Annotated in this window: 15 protein-coding genes; 8 read left to right on the top strand and 7 right to left on the bottom strand. The window is 63.0% G+C overall.

Annotated features, from left to right (window positions below; all coding sequences use genetic code 11):
* The first annotated feature begins 72 nt into the window (after positions 1–72).
* Positions 73–705: a TetR family transcriptional regulator gene (locus DQ397_RS22115; RefSeq protein WP_043206425.1), complete on the top strand. Its 633-nt coding sequence runs from the start codon at positions 73–75 to the stop codon at positions 703–705.
* A 91-nt stretch (positions 706–796) separates the two neighbouring features.
* Here the strand turns inward: DQ397_RS22115 and DQ397_RS22110 are convergent, their stop codons facing one another.
* Entirely contained in the window at positions 797–2,248 is a 1,452-nt protein-coding gene (locus tag DQ397_RS22110; protein ID WP_043206525.1) for an MDR family MFS transporter, read from the bottom strand.
* Positions 2,249–2,631: 383 nt separating this feature from the next.
* Between DQ397_RS22110 and DQ397_RS22105 the strand changes: the two genes are divergently transcribed.
* Positions 2,632–3,501, top strand: a complete 870-nt coding sequence (locus tag DQ397_RS22105) for an oxaloacetate decarboxylase (RefSeq protein WP_043206426.1) — start codon at positions 2,632–2,634, stop codon at positions 3,499–3,501.
* A 32-nt stretch (positions 3,502–3,533) separates the two neighbouring features.
* On the opposite strand, the gene DQ397_RS22100 is transcribed toward DQ397_RS22105, so the two are convergent.
* Entirely contained in the window at positions 3,534–4,439 is a 906-nt protein-coding gene (locus tag DQ397_RS22100; protein ID WP_043206427.1) for a LysR family transcriptional regulator, read from the bottom strand.
* Positions 4,440–4,542: 103 nt separating this feature from the next.
* On the opposite strand from DQ397_RS22100, the gene DQ397_RS22095 reads away from it, so the two are divergent.
* Positions 4,543–5,418, top strand: a complete 876-nt coding sequence (locus DQ397_RS22095) for an MBL fold metallo-hydrolase (RefSeq protein WP_043206428.1) — start codon at positions 4,543–4,545, stop codon at positions 5,416–5,418.
* 28 nt (positions 5,419–5,446) lie between these two features.
* Positions 5,447–6,061 (top strand): NAD(P)-dependent oxidoreductase, encoded by a 615-nt coding sequence (locus DQ397_RS22090; protein ID WP_043206429.1) that lies wholly within the window; start codon positions 5,447–5,449, stop codon positions 6,059–6,061.
* Here DQ397_RS22090 and DQ397_RS22085 read toward each other — a convergent pair.
* The gene (locus DQ397_RS22085; protein ID WP_052352311.1) at positions 6,032–6,940 is read right to left on the bottom strand and encodes a LysR substrate-binding domain-containing protein; all 909 of its coding nucleotides are present in this window, start codon (positions 6,938–6,940) and stop codon (positions 6,032–6,034) included. The two genes, DQ397_RS22090 and DQ397_RS22085, sit on opposite strands and share 30 nt — an antisense overlap.
* A gap of 113 nt (positions 6,941–7,053) precedes the next feature.
* Between DQ397_RS22085 and DQ397_RS22080 the strand changes: the two genes are divergently transcribed.
* Positions 7,054–8,691, top strand: coding sequence for a 5-guanidino-2-oxopentanoate decarboxylase (locus DQ397_RS22080; protein ID WP_043206430.1), 1,638 nt, complete (start codon positions 7,054–7,056; stop codon positions 8,689–8,691).
* Between the two features lie 89 nt (positions 8,692–8,780).
* Here DQ397_RS22080 and DQ397_RS22075 read toward each other — a convergent pair whose 3' ends face one another.
* Positions 8,781–9,698: an AraC family transcriptional regulator gene (locus DQ397_RS22075; RefSeq protein ID WP_043206431.1), complete on the bottom strand. Its 918-nt coding sequence runs from the start codon at positions 9,696–9,698 to the stop codon at positions 8,781–8,783.
* A 200-nt stretch (positions 9,699–9,898) separates the two neighbouring features.
* On the opposite strand from DQ397_RS22075, the gene DQ397_RS22070 reads away from it, so the two are divergent.
* Entirely contained in the window at positions 9,899–10,192 is a 294-nt protein-coding gene (locus DQ397_RS22070) for a putative quinol monooxygenase (RefSeq protein WP_043206432.1), read from the top strand.
* Positions 10,193–10,304: 112 nt separating this feature from the next.
* Positions 10,305–10,538: a hypothetical protein gene (locus tag DQ397_RS22065; RefSeq protein ID WP_090345107.1), complete on the top strand. Its 234-nt coding sequence runs from the start codon at positions 10,305–10,307 to the stop codon at positions 10,536–10,538.
* Here the strand turns inward: DQ397_RS22065 and DQ397_RS22060 are convergent, their stop codons facing one another.
* On the bottom strand, positions 10,539–11,144 hold the full coding sequence (locus tag DQ397_RS22060) for a flavin reductase family protein (RefSeq protein WP_043206434.1): 606 nt from the start codon (positions 11,142–11,144) through the stop codon (positions 10,539–10,541). It lies immediately after the preceding gene.
* Positions 11,145–11,261: 117 nt separating this feature from the next.
* The gene (locus DQ397_RS22055; RefSeq protein ID WP_148921625.1) at positions 11,262–11,666 is read right to left on the bottom strand and encodes a heme utilization protein; all 405 of its coding nucleotides are present in this window, start codon (positions 11,664–11,666) and stop codon (positions 11,262–11,264) included.
* Between the two features lie 328 nt (positions 11,667–11,994).
* Here DQ397_RS22055 and DQ397_RS22050 point away from each other — a divergent pair, with 328 nt between their 5' ends.
* The gene (locus DQ397_RS22050) at positions 11,995–12,744 is read left to right on the top strand and encodes a membrane protein (RefSeq protein WP_043206436.1); all 750 of its coding nucleotides are present in this window, start codon (positions 11,995–11,997) and stop codon (positions 12,742–12,744) included.
* A 105-nt stretch (positions 12,745–12,849) separates the two neighbouring features.
* Here DQ397_RS22050 and DQ397_RS22045 read toward each other — a convergent pair whose 3' ends face one another.
* Entirely contained in the window at positions 12,850–14,169 is a 1,320-nt protein-coding gene (locus tag DQ397_RS22045; protein ID WP_043206437.1) for an MFS transporter, read from the bottom strand.
* Positions 14,170–14,182: the final 13 nt, after the last annotated feature.

The raw sequence follows: 14,182 nt of genomic DNA, 5'->3' as shown, positions 1-14,182 counted from the left end.
CTTAAAGAGGCGACCCCGGCCTGAACCCCGCGCGCCGGTCGAGCCTGCGGGTCGTGATGAGGTTGAGCTGCCATGGTCCGTCGAACCAAAGAGGAAGCCCAGGAAACCCGTGCCCAGATCATCGAGGCAGCGGAAAAGGCCTTCTACAAGCGCGGGGTTGCGCGAACCACCCTGGCCGACATCGCTGAACTGGCGGGTGTGACCCGTGGGGCGATCTATTGGCATTTCAACAACAAGGCCGAGCTGGTGCAGGCGCTACTGGACAGCCTGCATGAAACCCATGACCACCTGGCCCGCGCCAGCGAGAGCGAGGACGAACTCGACCCGCTTGGCTGCATTCGCACCCTGTTGCTGCAGGTGCTGAATGACCTGGTGCTCGATGCCAGGACCCGACGCATCAATGAAATCCTGCACCACAAATGTGAGTTCACCGACGACATGTGCGAGATCCGCCAGCAGCGCCAAGGCGCTGTGCTGGACTGCCACGAAGGCATCGCCTTGGCCATGGCCAATGCCGTGCGCCGTGGGCAGTTGCCCGAGGATCTGGATGTGCAACGTGCCGCTGTTGCGTTGTTCGCCTATGTCGATGGCCTGATCGGGCGCTGGCTGTTGCTGCCGGACAGCTTCGACCTGCTGCGCGATGTGGAGCGTTGGGTCGACACAGGGTTGGATATGCTGCGCTTGAGCCCTTCCTTGCGCAAATGACACTTTGTGAATGATTGTGATGAAGTGTTTCCCCCTTTCATTAAGGGGGAGTTAATGGTTTGCGCAGCCCAATGCAGTGTGGCAGATGACATCAACGTCCTCGTAGTTGCCGGTCGGGCATGACCAGCGCGGCGGCTAGGCCCAGAAGCGACAGGGCGGCACTGGTCATCAGCAAGTGATGGAAGGTTCGCAACAGCCGCGCTTGGGTCAATGGGTCCGGTTCGCCTGCCTGCAGGCTACCCAGCAGCGGATTGCCCAACGCCTCGAAACCGTCCTGATGCAGCAGCGCCAACAGCAAACTGGACATGCAGGCCACCCCCATGGCGCCGCCCAGGGCGCGGAACAGGTTGGTGGTACTGGTGGCAACGCCGATGTCCTTGTGCTCCACCGCGCTCTGGGTCCCCACCAAGGAGGTCGGGAACTGCAAGCCGCAGGCAATACCGGTCAACAGCATGAACACCGCGCCGAGCAGCGCCGATTGCGGTGGCGTGAGGGCCATGCCGAGGATAGCCAAGGGCATCAGTACGAAACCGATAACGATTTGCGGGCGATAGCGACCTGTGCGACTGGTCAGGCGTCCACCGGTGAAGGCGCCCAGGGGCAGCCCCATCGCCAGCGGCAACAGATAAAGCGCGGCGCTGTCGGCGCCTGCGCCGGTGATGCTCTGGTAGCGCAGAGGCATCAGCATGGTCAGCGAGATCGATTGGAAGCTGGCCAAGAAGATCGCGCACCAGCACAGCATTGCAGTGCGGTTGCCGAACAACTTGAGCGGCAACAGCGGCTCTGGGCAGCGCCGCTCATGGCCGATGAACACCACAAGGCCCAGCAGGGCACCGCCCAGCAGTGCCAGCACCGGCGGCGATAGCCAGGCGTGGCCCTGACCGACCAAGGTGATACCCAGCAGTAGGCTGCCCAGGCCCAGGATCAGCAGCAGCGCACCGAGGTAATCCACCTGGGCCTCTCGGCGCTGTACCGGCATGCCGGCCAGGGCGCGGCGGATCGCCCACAGGGCGAACAGACCCAGGGGCAGGTTGATCCAGAACACCCAGCGCCAGGACAGGTATTCGGTCAACCAGCCACCGAGCACCGGTCCGGCGACGCTGGCCAGGGCGTACATGCTGCTGAAATAGCCCTGGTAGCGGCCGCGCTCGCGAGGCGGCACGAAATCGCCAATGATCGCCTGGCTCACCGAAACCATGCCCCCTGCGCCAATCCCCTGGACCACCCGCGCCAGTACCAACTGCTGCATGTCCTGGGCCAGGGCGCAGGCCACCGAAGCCAGGGTGAACAAGGCCGTACCCGTGAGGATCATGCGCCGCCGGCCATACAGGTCGCCGAGCTTGCCGTAGATCGGCACGGCGATGGTCATGGCTACCATGTAACCGGAGATGACCCAGGCCAGCAGACCGACATCGTTGAACTGTGCGGAAATCGCTGGCATGGACACGGCGACAATGGTCTGGTCCAGCGCACCGAGAAAAATCGCCAGCATCAGGGCGGTGAGGACTGTGCGCAGGACAGTAGGGGGCAGGGCGGCAGTCACGGAAAATACCTTGTCGTGGTCGCTGTCTGGGGGTTGGTTGCGGCTCAGCCAAGCGCGGAGCAAGGCCGCATTGTAGCTGAGTTACGTAGCTTCCTATGTACTATGCGCATCCCCTATGCAAGATCGGCATTGGCGCATCCATCCAGTAGCGCATGGCTGCGTGATATCGTGATCTGACCGCAACGGCTGAAATCCGGGCTTTGCACCAGCATGGTGCAGCCATTTACGTGCGGATTTCATGCTGTTGTACCCCACACCTTCTATTCCTCTGCCTGCATGTCGAGCATGACCGCCCTGATGGCGACGGTTGGAACAGGTCAGGTAGACCCGATTCAAGGGTCAGTAGTCAGCCCGTTCAAATTTCCTGTTATTGCGGAGTGATCATGCCCAAGGCTTCCCACCACGATCTGCGTTTTGCCTTCCGTGAACTGCTTGCGTCCGGTTCGTGCTATCACACCGCATCGGTGTTCGACCCCATGTCGGCCCGCATCGCCGCTGACCTGGGTTTTGAGGTCGGTATCCTCGGTGGTTCGGTTGCCTCGCTGCAGGTACTGGCCGCGCCGGACTTTGCCTTGATCACCCTGAGCGAGTTCGTCGAGCAGGCCACCCGCATTGGCCGTGTCGCACAGTTGCCGGTGATCGCCGACGCCGACCATGGCTATGGCAATGCGCTCAACGTCATGCGCACGGTGATCGAGCTGGAGCGCGCCGGTGTCGCCGCGCTGACCATTGAGGACACCCTGCTGCCGGCCCAGTTCGGTCGCAAATCCACGGACCTGATCTCAGTGGAGGAGGGCGTCGGCAAGATCCGTGCGGCCATCGAGGCGCGGGTCGACTCGGCGCTGTCGATCATCGCCCGGACCAACGCCGGTGTGCTGTCGACCGAGCAAATCATCCATCGCACCCAGAGCTACCAGAAGGCTGGTGCCGACGGTATCTGCATGGTAGGCGTCAAGGATTTCGATCAACTGGAGCAGATCGCCGAGCACCTGACGGTGCCCCTGATGCTGGTGAGCTACGGCAACCCCAACCTGCGTGACGATGCGCGGCTGGCGAGCCTGGGGGTGCGGATCGTGGTCGATGGCCATGCCGCCTATTTCGCCGCCATCAAAGCCACCTATGACTGTCTGCGCCTTCAGCGTGGGCAGCAGAACAAATCCGACAACCTCAACGCGACCGAGCTTTCCCACACCTATACCCAACCTGAGGATTACATCCGTTGGGCCAAGGAGTACATGAGCGTCGAGGAGTGACCGGCGACTGACTCGGCGCAGCCGCCTGCAGGTCAGAGGTCTTCATCCCACTGCGGCTCATCGGTGAACCGCTGCGCGAGAAAATCCAGCATGCTGCGCAGGGTTGCCGGCATGTGCTTACGCGAGGTGTACACGGCATTCAGGTTCAGCTCGCGCGGGCGCGCCTCGGGCAGCAGCCGAACCAGTTCTCCACTGCGTAGCGCTCCTGCCGCCTGGTAGGTCGGCAGCATGGCGATGCCGGCACCGGCCAGCGCGGCCTTCTGCAAGGTCATGGCCTCGTTGGCGCTGATGTTGCCTTGCACCGGCACGGCCACATGCCGCCCCCCGACTTCGAACTGCCACAGGCTATGCCCGAAGTAGGCGTGGGTCAGGCAATTGTGCTGGCTCAGTTCTTCGACCTGCTGCGGCATGCCATGTTCGGCCAGGTACTTCGGCGCGGCGCATACCACTGAGCGACACACTGTCAGGCGCCGGGCGATCAGGTTCGGGTCCAGGTCGTTGCTGGTGCGGATCGCCAGGTCGATGCGTTCGTCCACCAGGTTGACCGTACGATCGAGCATCTGCAGTTCCACCTTCACTCCCGGGTAACGCCGTACGTAGTCGGCCACCGCATCCACCAACTGGGCCTGGCCGAACGAGGTGCTGACGCTGATGCGCAGCTCACCGCGTGGCGCGTCGTCCGGCTGGCGTACAGCGGCCTGTAGATCACCGGCCAGCTCCAGCAATTGGCGACAGCGCGGCAGGGTTTGCTGGCCGGCGGCGGTGAGGCTGAGCTTGCGTGTGGTGCGCTGCATCAGACGCGCACCGACCCAGTCCTCCAGTTCCGCCAGATAGCGCGACACCACAGGCCGAGAGAGTTGCAGATGGTCGGCCGCGGCTGACTGGCTGCCCAGGTCGACCACGGTGACGAAGACGCGCATGGCGTTTAGACGGTCCATGATTTGTCCGCTTTCAGAAACAAACTATGTCTGAGCATCGCATTTTTTGTGATGGATTGGGCAACTATGCTGTTGCTCACTCTCCCGTTCACAGGAATGTCCGATGTCGCTCATCTCCACCCTGCGCAGTCTGGTACTGGCCAGCCTCGCCCTGGCCGGCCAGGCGTTGGCCGCCGAACCCCTTCAGCTCGAGGTGTACAACCCAGGCCATGATGCGATCTTCCCGGTCAGCTCGGTGATCGTCAGTGGCAAGCACGATGCCATCCTGGTTGACGCCCAGTTCGGCAAGGCCCAGGCCGAGCAACTGGTACAGCGCCTCAAGGCTGGTGGCAAGCGATTGACCACCATTTATGTCAGCCATGGCGATCCGGACTATTACTTTGGGCTGGACACCCTGACGCGTGCGTTTCCCCAGGCCCGAGTGGTCGCCTCGGCCGCCACTGTGGAGCATATCCGCAAGACCATGGACGCCAAGCTGGACTACTGGGGCCCGCAAATGGGCAGCGACAGGCCCGCGAAACTGGTCGTGCCGCAGGTGCTGGTGGGGGATCGCCTGGCGCTGGAAGGGCAGACGCTGGAAGTCGTCGGTCTCGATGGGCCACAGCCAGACCGTAGTTTCGTGTGGATTCCCTCGATCAAGGCTGTGGTCGGTGGCGTGGTCGTGGCCGAGCACATTCATGTCTGGATGGCCGACACCCAGACCGCCCAGTCCCATGCCGATTGGCTTGCCACCCTCGAGCGCATCGAGCGGCTCGCTCCGCGCACAGTGATCCCCGGCCACTACCTCGGGCAGAGCAGCCGCTCGCTGGACGCAGTACGTTTCACCGCCGGTTACATCCGCGCCTTCGACGCCGAAGCAGCCAAGGCCGCCGATGCCGATGCGCTGATCAAGGCGATGGAGCAGCGGTATCCAAAGCTGGGCGACGCCAGTTCGCTGGAACTCAGCGCCAAGGTCGCCAAGGGCGAAATGCAGTGGTAGTTCTTTTCAACTGATGGAGTGTGTCCCCATGAGCAAGATCGCAATCATCGGTGCCACCGGTCGTGCCGGTAGCCAGTTGCTGGAAGAGGCTCTGCGCCGCGGCCATCAGGTCGTGGCCATCGCCCGTGACCCGTCGAAGCTGGACGGGCGTGAAGGCGTTACCGCCAAGGCGCTGGACGCCAAGGACAGTGCAGCCCTGCAGGCCGCCGTGGCCGGGACGGAGGCCGTGCTGAGCGCGGCGCATTTCGCGACGATCGAGCCCCAGGCGATCATCGAGCCGGTCAAGCGTGCGGGCGTGGCCCGCTTGCTGGTGGTGGGCGGTGCCGGCAGCCTGCTGCTACCCTCCGGGCAACGGGTCATCGACAGCCCGGACTTCCCCGAGGCCTACAAAGCCGAAGCCAGCGCCGGCGTGCGTTTTCTCGACGCATTGCGTCAGACGTCGGGCCTGGATTGGACCTTCCTCTCGCCCTCGGCGGAGTTCGTCGAAGGTGCGCGAAGCGGGCACTACCGTCTGGGCAAGGATCAGTTGCTGATCGGTGCCGATGGCCGGAGCTGGATCACCTTCGCTGACTACGCTATCGCAATGATCGACGAATTGGAGAAACCAGCCCATTCACGGGAGCGGTTCACGGTGGGGTACTGAGTCGTCTGGTCTGGCCTGTGCCTGGAGCCAGTCCAGCAATTCGACCAACCCCGGCGGCAGGCTCCGGGCAGGGCTGACTAGGTAGTAGCCTTTGCCCGTGAGCACCTTCAGCCCGAACGGCATGCACAGCCTGCCACTGCGCAGGTCATCGCCGACCAATGCCCAATCGCCGATCGCGACTCCCGTACCCTGGGACGCCATGGCCATCGCCATGTCCAGCGTCTCGAAATGCTGGCGCGGCCCATTGAGCTCGATACTGGCGCCTGCAGCCTGCAGCCATAGGCGCCAGTCGTGCTCGTCCCGTGACGGATGCAGCAGCATGTGACGGGACAGGTCTTCGAGCCGCGTTAGCGGCAACTGCCCTTCGAGCAGCGAGGGCGCGCACATCGGCGTCAGTTGCTCATCGAACAGCTTGCGTACTTGCAGTCCCCCGTTGGGCAGTGCGCCATACACCACGGCGGCGTCGAAGCCCTCGCGACGGAAATCCACGCCATGCTGCACCGTGGTGGTCAGCTCCACCGGCACGTCCGGACGCAATGCCTGCCATTCCATCAGCCGCGGCAGCAACCAGCGCATGACACAGGTGGGCGCCTTGAGCTGCAGCGTGGCACTGTGGCGACCGACCTCGCGCACACCCTGTTCGATCAGGGCGAAAATCTGCTGTACCCGCGGCAGCCAGTCCTGACCCTCCCGGGTCAGGCTCAGGCCACGCGCCTGACGCTGGAACAGCGCATAGCCCAGGTGCTCTTCCAGCCCGGCGATCTGCCGGCTGACTGCACCTTGAGTGATGTGCAACTGCTGGGCTGCCCGGGTGAAGTTGCAGTGCTGGGCGGTGATCAGGAAGGTGTGCAGGGCGGGGAGGGGCGGGAGGCGTTTCATCGATGTGAGCCATGATCCTGAGACATGGCTAGTATGTGTTTTTTTGCATTGTGGCGATAGCTGCGCCTTGGTTCCATAAACACAGATTTTCAACAAGAACCAGGGTGAATCCGATGGCAACCTGCGGCGAAGTATTGGTCAATCTCCTCGAAGGCTATGGCGTGGACCATGTCTTCGGGATTCCGGGCGTGCATACCGTGGAGCTCTACCGGGGCCTCGCGGGTTCTTCCATCCGCCACATCACCCCTCGTCATGAACAGGGCGCTGGGTTCATGGCGGACGGCTATGCCCGTACCCGCGGCAAGCCCGGGGTCTGCTTCATCATCACCGGCCCGGGCATGACCAACATCACCACCGCCATGGGTCAGGCCTACGCCGACTCGATTCCGATGCTGGTGATTTCCAGCGTGCAGTCCCGGGACCAGCTTGGTGGTGGTCGCGGCAAACTGCATGAACTGCCCAACCAAGGTGCGTTGGTTGCCGGCGTGGCGGCGTTTTCCCACACCCTGATGAGCGCTGACGACCTGCCGCAAGTGCTGGCGCGCGCCTTCGCGGTGTTCGAGGGCGCACGTCCTCGGCCTGTGCATATCGAGATCCCCCTGGATGTGCTGGTCGAGCCCGCCGACCACCTGTTGCCGGCGCGGCCTGTACGCACCGCTCGTGCGGGGGCAGCGCCTCGGACTGTGGCGCTGATGGCCGAGCGCCTGACCAAGGCCCAGCGTCCGCTGATCCTGGCCGGTGGCGGTGCGCTGGCGGCAGGCCCTGCACTGGCGACGCTTGCCGAGCACCTGCAGGCACCGGTGGCCCTGACCATCAATGCCAAGGGCCTGTTGCCGGCCAGCCATCCATTGCAGATCGGCTCGACCCAATCGCTGGTCGCGACGCGCGCGTTGGTGGCGGAGGCCGATGTGGTGCTGGCGATCGGCACCGAGCTGGCCGAAACCGACTATGACGTTACCTTCAAGGGCGGTTTCGAAATCCCGGGTAGTTTGCTGCGCATCGACATCGATCCCGACCAGACCGTGCGCAACTACCTGCCGGAGCTGGCACTCGTCGCTGACGCCGAACAAGCCGCCGAGGCGCTGCTGGCTGCCTTGCAAGCGCTGCCTACACCTGCGCTGAACGCCGCCTGGGGTAGTACCCGTGCCGCACGCCTGCGCAGGGACCTGGCCAGCACCTGGGACCAGCCGACCCTGAGCCAGACCCGTCTACTCACCGGCATTCTCGAGGCCCTGCCTACGGCAATCCTGGTGGGCGACTCGACCCAACCGGTGTACACCGGCAATCTCACGCTGGACATGTCCCAGCCACGGCGCTGGTTCAACGCCTCGACCGGCTACGGCACCCTGGGCTACGCCTTGCCGGCCGCCATGGGCGCCTGGCTCGGCAGCGCCGAAGACGCAGCGGACCGATCGCCCGCGGTTTGCCTGATCGGCGATGGTGGCTTGCAGTTCACCCTGCCGGAGCTCGCCAGCGCGGTGGAGGCCCAGGTGCCGTTGATCGTGCTGCTGTGGAACAACCAGGGGTACGAGGAAATCAAGAAGTACATGGTCAACCGAGCCATTGAGCCGGTGGGTGTGGACATCCATACCCCTGACTTCATCGGCGTGGCCCAGGCGCTGGGCGCGGCGGCATGCAATGTGGGCGATGTCGCGCAGTTGCAGGCGGCGCTGCACAAAGCGGTCGAGCGCAAGGGACCGACCTTGATCCAGGTCGACCAGACGCAGTGGCAAGCTGCGGTGGCAGGTTGAGGGCGAACACCAGCCCTGAGGTCATGTTCGCGGATAAAGCCGCTTCCACTGGGTCTCCTTAGGCAGGCCTTGCTGGAAGCGGCCTTGCCTCAACTGGCGTTGGCCCGCAGCCGCGCCACGTCCCGAATCGGCGGCGCCCCATACAACCGGCTGTATTCACGGCTGAACTGCGAGGGGCTTTCATACCCCACCCGATAGCCCGCCACGGCGGCTTCCAGTCCGTCATTGAGCATCAGCCGACGGGCTTCCTGCAGGCGCAGCTGTTTCTGGTACTGCAAGGGGCTCATCGAGGTCACGGCCTTGAACCTGTGGTGCAAGGTCGAGGTGCTGAGGTTCACTTCCCGGGCCAGGTCTTCGATGCGCAGCGGCTGCTGATAGTGGCGGTTGAGCCAGGTGATGGCTTGGCAGACGCGGTGGGTCTGGCTGTTGGCCAGGGCGATTTCATACAGGCGATGGCCCTGCGGGCCGCGCAGTAACCGGTAGAGAATCTCGCGGCGAATCAGTGGCGCCAACACCGGGATGTCCCTTGGAGAATCGAGCAACCGGAGCAGGCGCAGCAAGGCGTCGAGCAACTGCGGATCGGTCCTTTCCACATACAGGCCCCGGCCAGACGGTAGGTTGGGCACCATCATCGGGCTGCTTTCGGCGATCAGCTGGCTGATCTGCGCCGGATCGATGTCCATGCGAAGGCCAAGGCTCGGGTTCTCGGGGCTGGCTTCGAGCAGCGCACCGCTGATCGGCAAGGTCACCGACACCACCATGTAATGCAGCGGATCATAGGCGTAGCGCTCATCGCCCAGGAACAAGGTCTTGCTGCCCTGGGCCAGGACGCACAACGCCGGCTGCGCCAGGGCCGGCATCGAGCGCACGCTTTCGCGGTAGCGGACCAGGTACAGATCCTCGATGGCCGATGCCGGACCATAAGGCTCGCCGGCATGGCGGCCAATCAGGTCGGCCAGCTCCTGGCGCTGGGCCTCGAGGGTGGGTTCCAAGGGTGCTGCGGGCATGGCGGTTTCCTCTGCTGACCGACGCAGCATAGGTTTGGGCAATGACAGGCGCTAGTCGAAAGCTGCCGCTCGATTGCCTGATCCTGCCGCGCGGCAGGATCAGGCAATCGAGCGGCAGTAATGACCTAACGTCGCGCGAGGGCGGGGCCCTAACCTTGGCAGCCTGGTTTTTCCGTCCGCATGCTTCAAGGAGATCGTTCATGACCCAGCCACAACCGGTCACTCACCTGGCTTTCATCCGTGCCAGCAGCGGTCGTTCGGCGGAACTGGGCGCGCGTCTGCGCGACCTGCTGGAGCCTTCGCTGCGTACCCCGGGTTGCCTGAGTTTTACCGTACAGCGGTCCCAGGCCGACGACGACCTGTGGTTGCTCAGCGGCAGCTGGAGCGATCAGCAAGCCATGAGCGGCTACTTCGCTTCGCCGACCCTCGAGGTGTTTGGCGAGCTGGTGCAGGCCCAGGTGGTGAGCAGCCTGGACCTGCATACGTTTGCCTGATGTGTATGCATGGACTTTTTGCGGGCAAACATGCTCCTACAGAGGCGTGAAACTTCATCCGTGATTGAGGGGTAGAATGACAGCCCTCGTTTTTTGGATGCGGATTTGCAGCATGGCACGTAGAGAGTTTTCCCACTTCGAAGCCGTTTCGGCGATGGTCCCTGTACAAGGCGGTGGTTACAACGCGGCCATCGCCGTAAAAGCCCTGGGTATGGGCGGCGCGCCGCGCTTTCACAAGGTGCTCGATGGCCAGGTGTTTCAGAGTGCAGTGGCGGCCGACGAGGCCGCCTGTACCGAACTCGCACGCCTGCAAGGCGTGGGCGAGGAAGGCGAACTGATTTTCTGATCAGACCTGCGGGCGGGCCATCTTGAACAGATTGCCCAGCTCGAAGTAGTCCGCTGGGCCTCCTCCCCGCAGGATCGGCTCGGCGGCGGCGGTGTCGTAGATGCCATCTTTGAGCAGATGCTCGGCGATGTGCACGGCCACGACTTCCCCCAGGATCAGCCAACTGGGCACCAGCGCCTGGTCGGCCCGCTTGAGCTGCACGATCTGGCTCACCTTGCATTCGAAGGCCACCGGGCTTTCGCCTACTCGAGGTACACCGACGATGCGCGATGCCGTCGGCGTCAGACCGCTCAATTCGAACTCATCGACATCCGCGGCTACCGCCGCGCAGCTTTGGTTCATCGGCTCGGCCAGTGTTCGGGTCGCCAGGTTCCAAACGAATTCGCCGGTCTGCTCGATATTGTTCAGGCTGTCTTTGCGCCCAACGCTGCAGAAACCGATGATCGGTGGAATGTAGTTGAAGGCGTTGAAGAAACTGTAAGGCGCCAAATTGAGGCGGCCTTGCTGGTCCTGGGAAGAGATCCAGCCGATAGGGCGGGGGCCAACGATGGCATTGAACGGGTCGTGGGGCAGGCCATGGCCTTTGGCGGGTTCGTAGTAGTACATCTGCGCAAGGCCCGTAGGCCCTTTCCTTGTTGTGGACGAGGTGCCTAGTGTGCCAAGGCTCCAGCCCGCTGGAAATGATCAAGCCCGGCCGAAGCCGGGCTGGGCGCTCGCATCGGATCAGCTGATGCGGTGGGCATTGGTGCGGTCGAAGCCGTCTTCAGCGAAGCGCTGTGCGCCGGTGCGGTCGTAGCCATCTTCGGCGAAGCGCTGTGCGCCGGTTCGGTTGAAGCCGTCTTCGGCGAAGCGCTGTGCGCCGGTGCGGTTGAAGCCGTCTTCGGCGAAGCGCTGTGCGCCGGTGCGGTCGTAGCCGTCTTCAGCGAAGCGCTGTGCACCGGTGCGGTCGTAGCCATCTTCAGCGAAGCGCTGTGCGCCGGTGCGGTTGAAGCCGTCTTCGGCGTAAGTTGCCGATTGGGTCTGGGCGGCGGCGAAGCTGTGGGCGCTGGTACGGTCGAAACCGTCTTCGGCGAATGCACCGGTAGCCAGTGCCGACAGAGCCAGGGTCAGGATCAGTTTGCTTTTCATGGTCGTTGCTCCAGTGAGATTCGCGGGTTGTTTGTTTCTATGGGTTTAATGCTACGCCGATTAATTTGATTAAAAAGCGCAAAAAATCACGCATAAAAATCGATTTAATCGATGTGTTTGGACGCGCTTTCGTCTTTTAAACGACAGAGGTGCTGCGAGACAGGCGCTTCGCGCCCTCGTCTCTCCACGGTTCAAGGATGCGGGAGGGGAATTAATCCCGAGTTAAATGAAACCTTCGATGAACGAACGCTTTTTTCATGCTCCACCAACCGTTTTTTCAAACCCGCCCGCTCAGCATCGCGCCCACTCAACCCAGGAGCGGCAAACAATGAATAAACTTCCGCAAATCACCTTGGCCTTCTGGGTCATGAAGATCTGCGCCACCACTTTGGGCGAGACGGCGGGCGACCTGCTGTCGATGACCCTCGATATTGGCTATGCCATGAGCTCGCTGCTGTTGATCAGCGTGTTTCTGGTGACATTGCTCACCCAGCTTTACTCTCGTTCATACAATCCCTGGCTCTACTGGCTGGTCATCCTATCCACCAGTACTGCGGGCACCACGATGTCCGATTTCATGGACCGTACCCTGGGCCTGGGCTATGCCGCGGGTTCGGCCATCCTGATCGGCATCTTGCTGCTGACGTTCGCCCTTTGGCGCCTGAGCGGAAATCCGCTGGACGTCACCCGCATCAAGAACCGAGGCGGCGAGCTGTTCTACTGGGTGGCAATCCTGTTTTCCAACACCCTTGGCACCGCGCTGGGCGACTTCCTGGCGGACGACTCAGGCCTCGGTTTCGCCGGTGGCGCACTGCTGATCGGCAGCACCATCGGCCTGGTGGTGCTGGCCCGCTACTGGACCCGTATCCCAGGCGTGGCGCTGTTCTGGATCGCATTCGTCCTGACCCGCCCATTCGGTGCGACCTTGGGCGACTTCCTGACAAAACCGCACGAAAAAGGCGGGATGGACTTCGGTACGGTGGGCTCTTCAGCGGTGCTCGGCGGCATCTTGTTAGTGCTGATTCTGATGGCGTCGTTCTATAACCGCGAAGCGCGTCGGGAGTTGGAAGCTTCCTGACGGCCGTCACTGTATGGGGCGTAATTGGCTCACTGCTCGTCGAACCATGAAAAAGGGGCGCTCCGTCAGCCGGAGCGCCCCTTTTCGATTACCGCGTGAGCAGGATCAGTCAGTCGTGATCCGCGAATGCTTGGCGGTGTCTTTCATGGTCGCGTAGACCAGCAGCGAGCAAGCGATGCAGCCGGTGACGTACCAGTAGAAGCCGGTTTCCATGCCGTTGCTCTTGAACCACAGGGCCACGTACTCGGCGGTGCCGCCGAAGATCGAGACGGTCAGAGCGTAGGGCAGGCCGACGCCCAGGGCGCGGATCTCGGTAGGGAACAGCTCGGCTTTGACCACGGCGTTGATGGAGGTGTAGCCACTGACGATGATCAGCGCCGCCATGATCAGGAAGAAGGCGCCCCACCAGGTCTGCACGGTGTGCAGGGTGCTGAGGATCGGTACGGTGAACAAGGTTCCGAGCACGCCGAAGGCGATCAGGATCGGACGACGACCGATCTTGTCGGAGAGTCCACCGATCACCGGTTGCAGGCACATGAACAGGAACAAAGTGGCCGCCGAGATGGTGGTCGAGTCGCTGATGCTCATGCCTACGGTGTTCACCAGGTATTTCTGCATGTAGGTGGTGTAGGTGTAGAAGGCCAGGGTGCCGCCCATGGTCAGGCCGACCACGGTGAGCAGTTCCTTGGGATGGCGCAGCAGGGTGCGCATCAGGCTTTCCTTGGACTTTTCCTTCTTGGTGAAGGAGCTGGTCTCCTCCATGCCGCGACGCAGGTACAAGGCGACCACCGCGCACAGCGCGCCGATCACGAAGGGTACGCGCCAGCCCCAGGCATACAGCTGCTCGGTGGTGAGCGTCTGTTGCAGGATGATCAGCACCGCCAGGGCGATGAGCTGACCGGAGATCAGGGTCACGTATTGGAAGCTTGAGAAGAAGCCGCGGCGATCCTTGCTGGCCATCTCGCTGAGGTAGGTGGCCGAGGTGCCGTACTCACCGCCGACCGACAGGCCTTGCATCAGGCGCGCCAGGACCAGCAGGATCGGCGCGGCGACGCCGATGGTCTCGTAGCCAGGGGTCAGGGCGATGACCAGGGAGCCTGCGCACATCAGCAGGACCGAGGCCATCAGCGCGGCCTTGCGGCCCTTGCGGTCGGCATACAGGCCCATCAGCCAGCCACCGATCGGGCGCATCAGAAAGCCCACGGCGAAGATGGCGGCGGTGTTGAGCAGTTGTGCGGTGGTATCGCCGGCCGGGAAGAAGGCCTTGGCGAAGTACAGTGAGAACGCCGCATAGACGTACCAGTCGTACCATTCGACCATGTTGCCGATGGAGCCACTGAAAATCGACTTGAGACGGCTTGCGGTGGTTTTTTCCGCGGCGGGCGCAATGGCCGCCCCGGTGGGCAGGGTGCTGGCGTTATCCATCAGGGGATACCTT

The organism is Pseudomonas sp. CK-NBRI-02, from assembly GCF_008124495.1.
Taxonomy (GTDB): Bacteria; Pseudomonadota; Gammaproteobacteria; order Pseudomonadales; family Pseudomonadaceae; genus Aquipseudomonas; species Aquipseudomonas guariconensis.
Note: the sequence above shows the minus strand (reverse complement) of the source record. Positions and strands in the feature narration are given on the sequence as shown.

Coding starts and splice junctions, on each gene's coding strand:
- DQ397_RS22045 (WP_043206437.1), bottom strand. CDS start 14,169: ATGGATAACGCCAGCACCCTGCCCACCGGGGCGGCCATTGCGCCCGCC.
- DQ397_RS22085 (WP_052352311.1), bottom strand. CDS start 6,940: ATGAAACGCCTCCCGCCCCTCCCCGCCCTGCACACCTTCCTGATCACC.
- DQ397_RS22065 (WP_090345107.1), top strand. CDS start 10,305: ATGGCACGTAGAGAGTTTTCCCACTTCGAAGCCGTTTCGGCGATGGTC.
- DQ397_RS22050 (WP_043206436.1), top strand. CDS start 11,995: ATGAATAAACTTCCGCAAATCACCTTGGCCTTCTGGGTCATGAAGATC.
- DQ397_RS22055 (WP_148921625.1), bottom strand. CDS start 11,666: ATGAAAAGCAAACTGATCCTGACCCTGGCTCTGTCGGCACTGGCTACC.
- DQ397_RS22075 (WP_043206431.1), bottom strand. CDS start 9,698: ATGCCCGCAGCACCCTTGGAACCCACCCTCGAGGCCCAGCGCCAGGAG.
- DQ397_RS22060 (WP_043206434.1), bottom strand. CDS start 11,144: ATGTACTACTACGAACCCGCCAAAGGCCATGGCCTGCCCCACGACCCG.
- DQ397_RS22115 (WP_043206425.1), top strand. CDS start 73: ATGGTCCGTCGAACCAAAGAGGAAGCCCAGGAAACCCGTGCCCAGATC.
- DQ397_RS22090 (WP_043206429.1), top strand. CDS start 5,447: ATGAGCAAGATCGCAATCATCGGTGCCACCGGTCGTGCCGGTAGCCAG.
- DQ397_RS22080 (WP_043206430.1), top strand. CDS start 7,054: ATGGCAACCTGCGGCGAAGTATTGGTCAATCTCCTCGAAGGCTATGGC.
- DQ397_RS22105 (WP_043206426.1), top strand. CDS start 2,632: ATGCCCAAGGCTTCCCACCACGATCTGCGTTTTGCCTTCCGTGAACTG.
- DQ397_RS22100 (WP_043206427.1), bottom strand. CDS start 4,439: ATGGACCGTCTAAACGCCATGCGCGTCTTCGTCACCGTGGTCGACCTG.
- DQ397_RS22095 (WP_043206428.1), top strand. CDS start 4,543: ATGTCGCTCATCTCCACCCTGCGCAGTCTGGTACTGGCCAGCCTCGCC.
- DQ397_RS22070 (WP_043206432.1), top strand. CDS start 9,899: ATGACCCAGCCACAACCGGTCACTCACCTGGCTTTCATCCGTGCCAGC.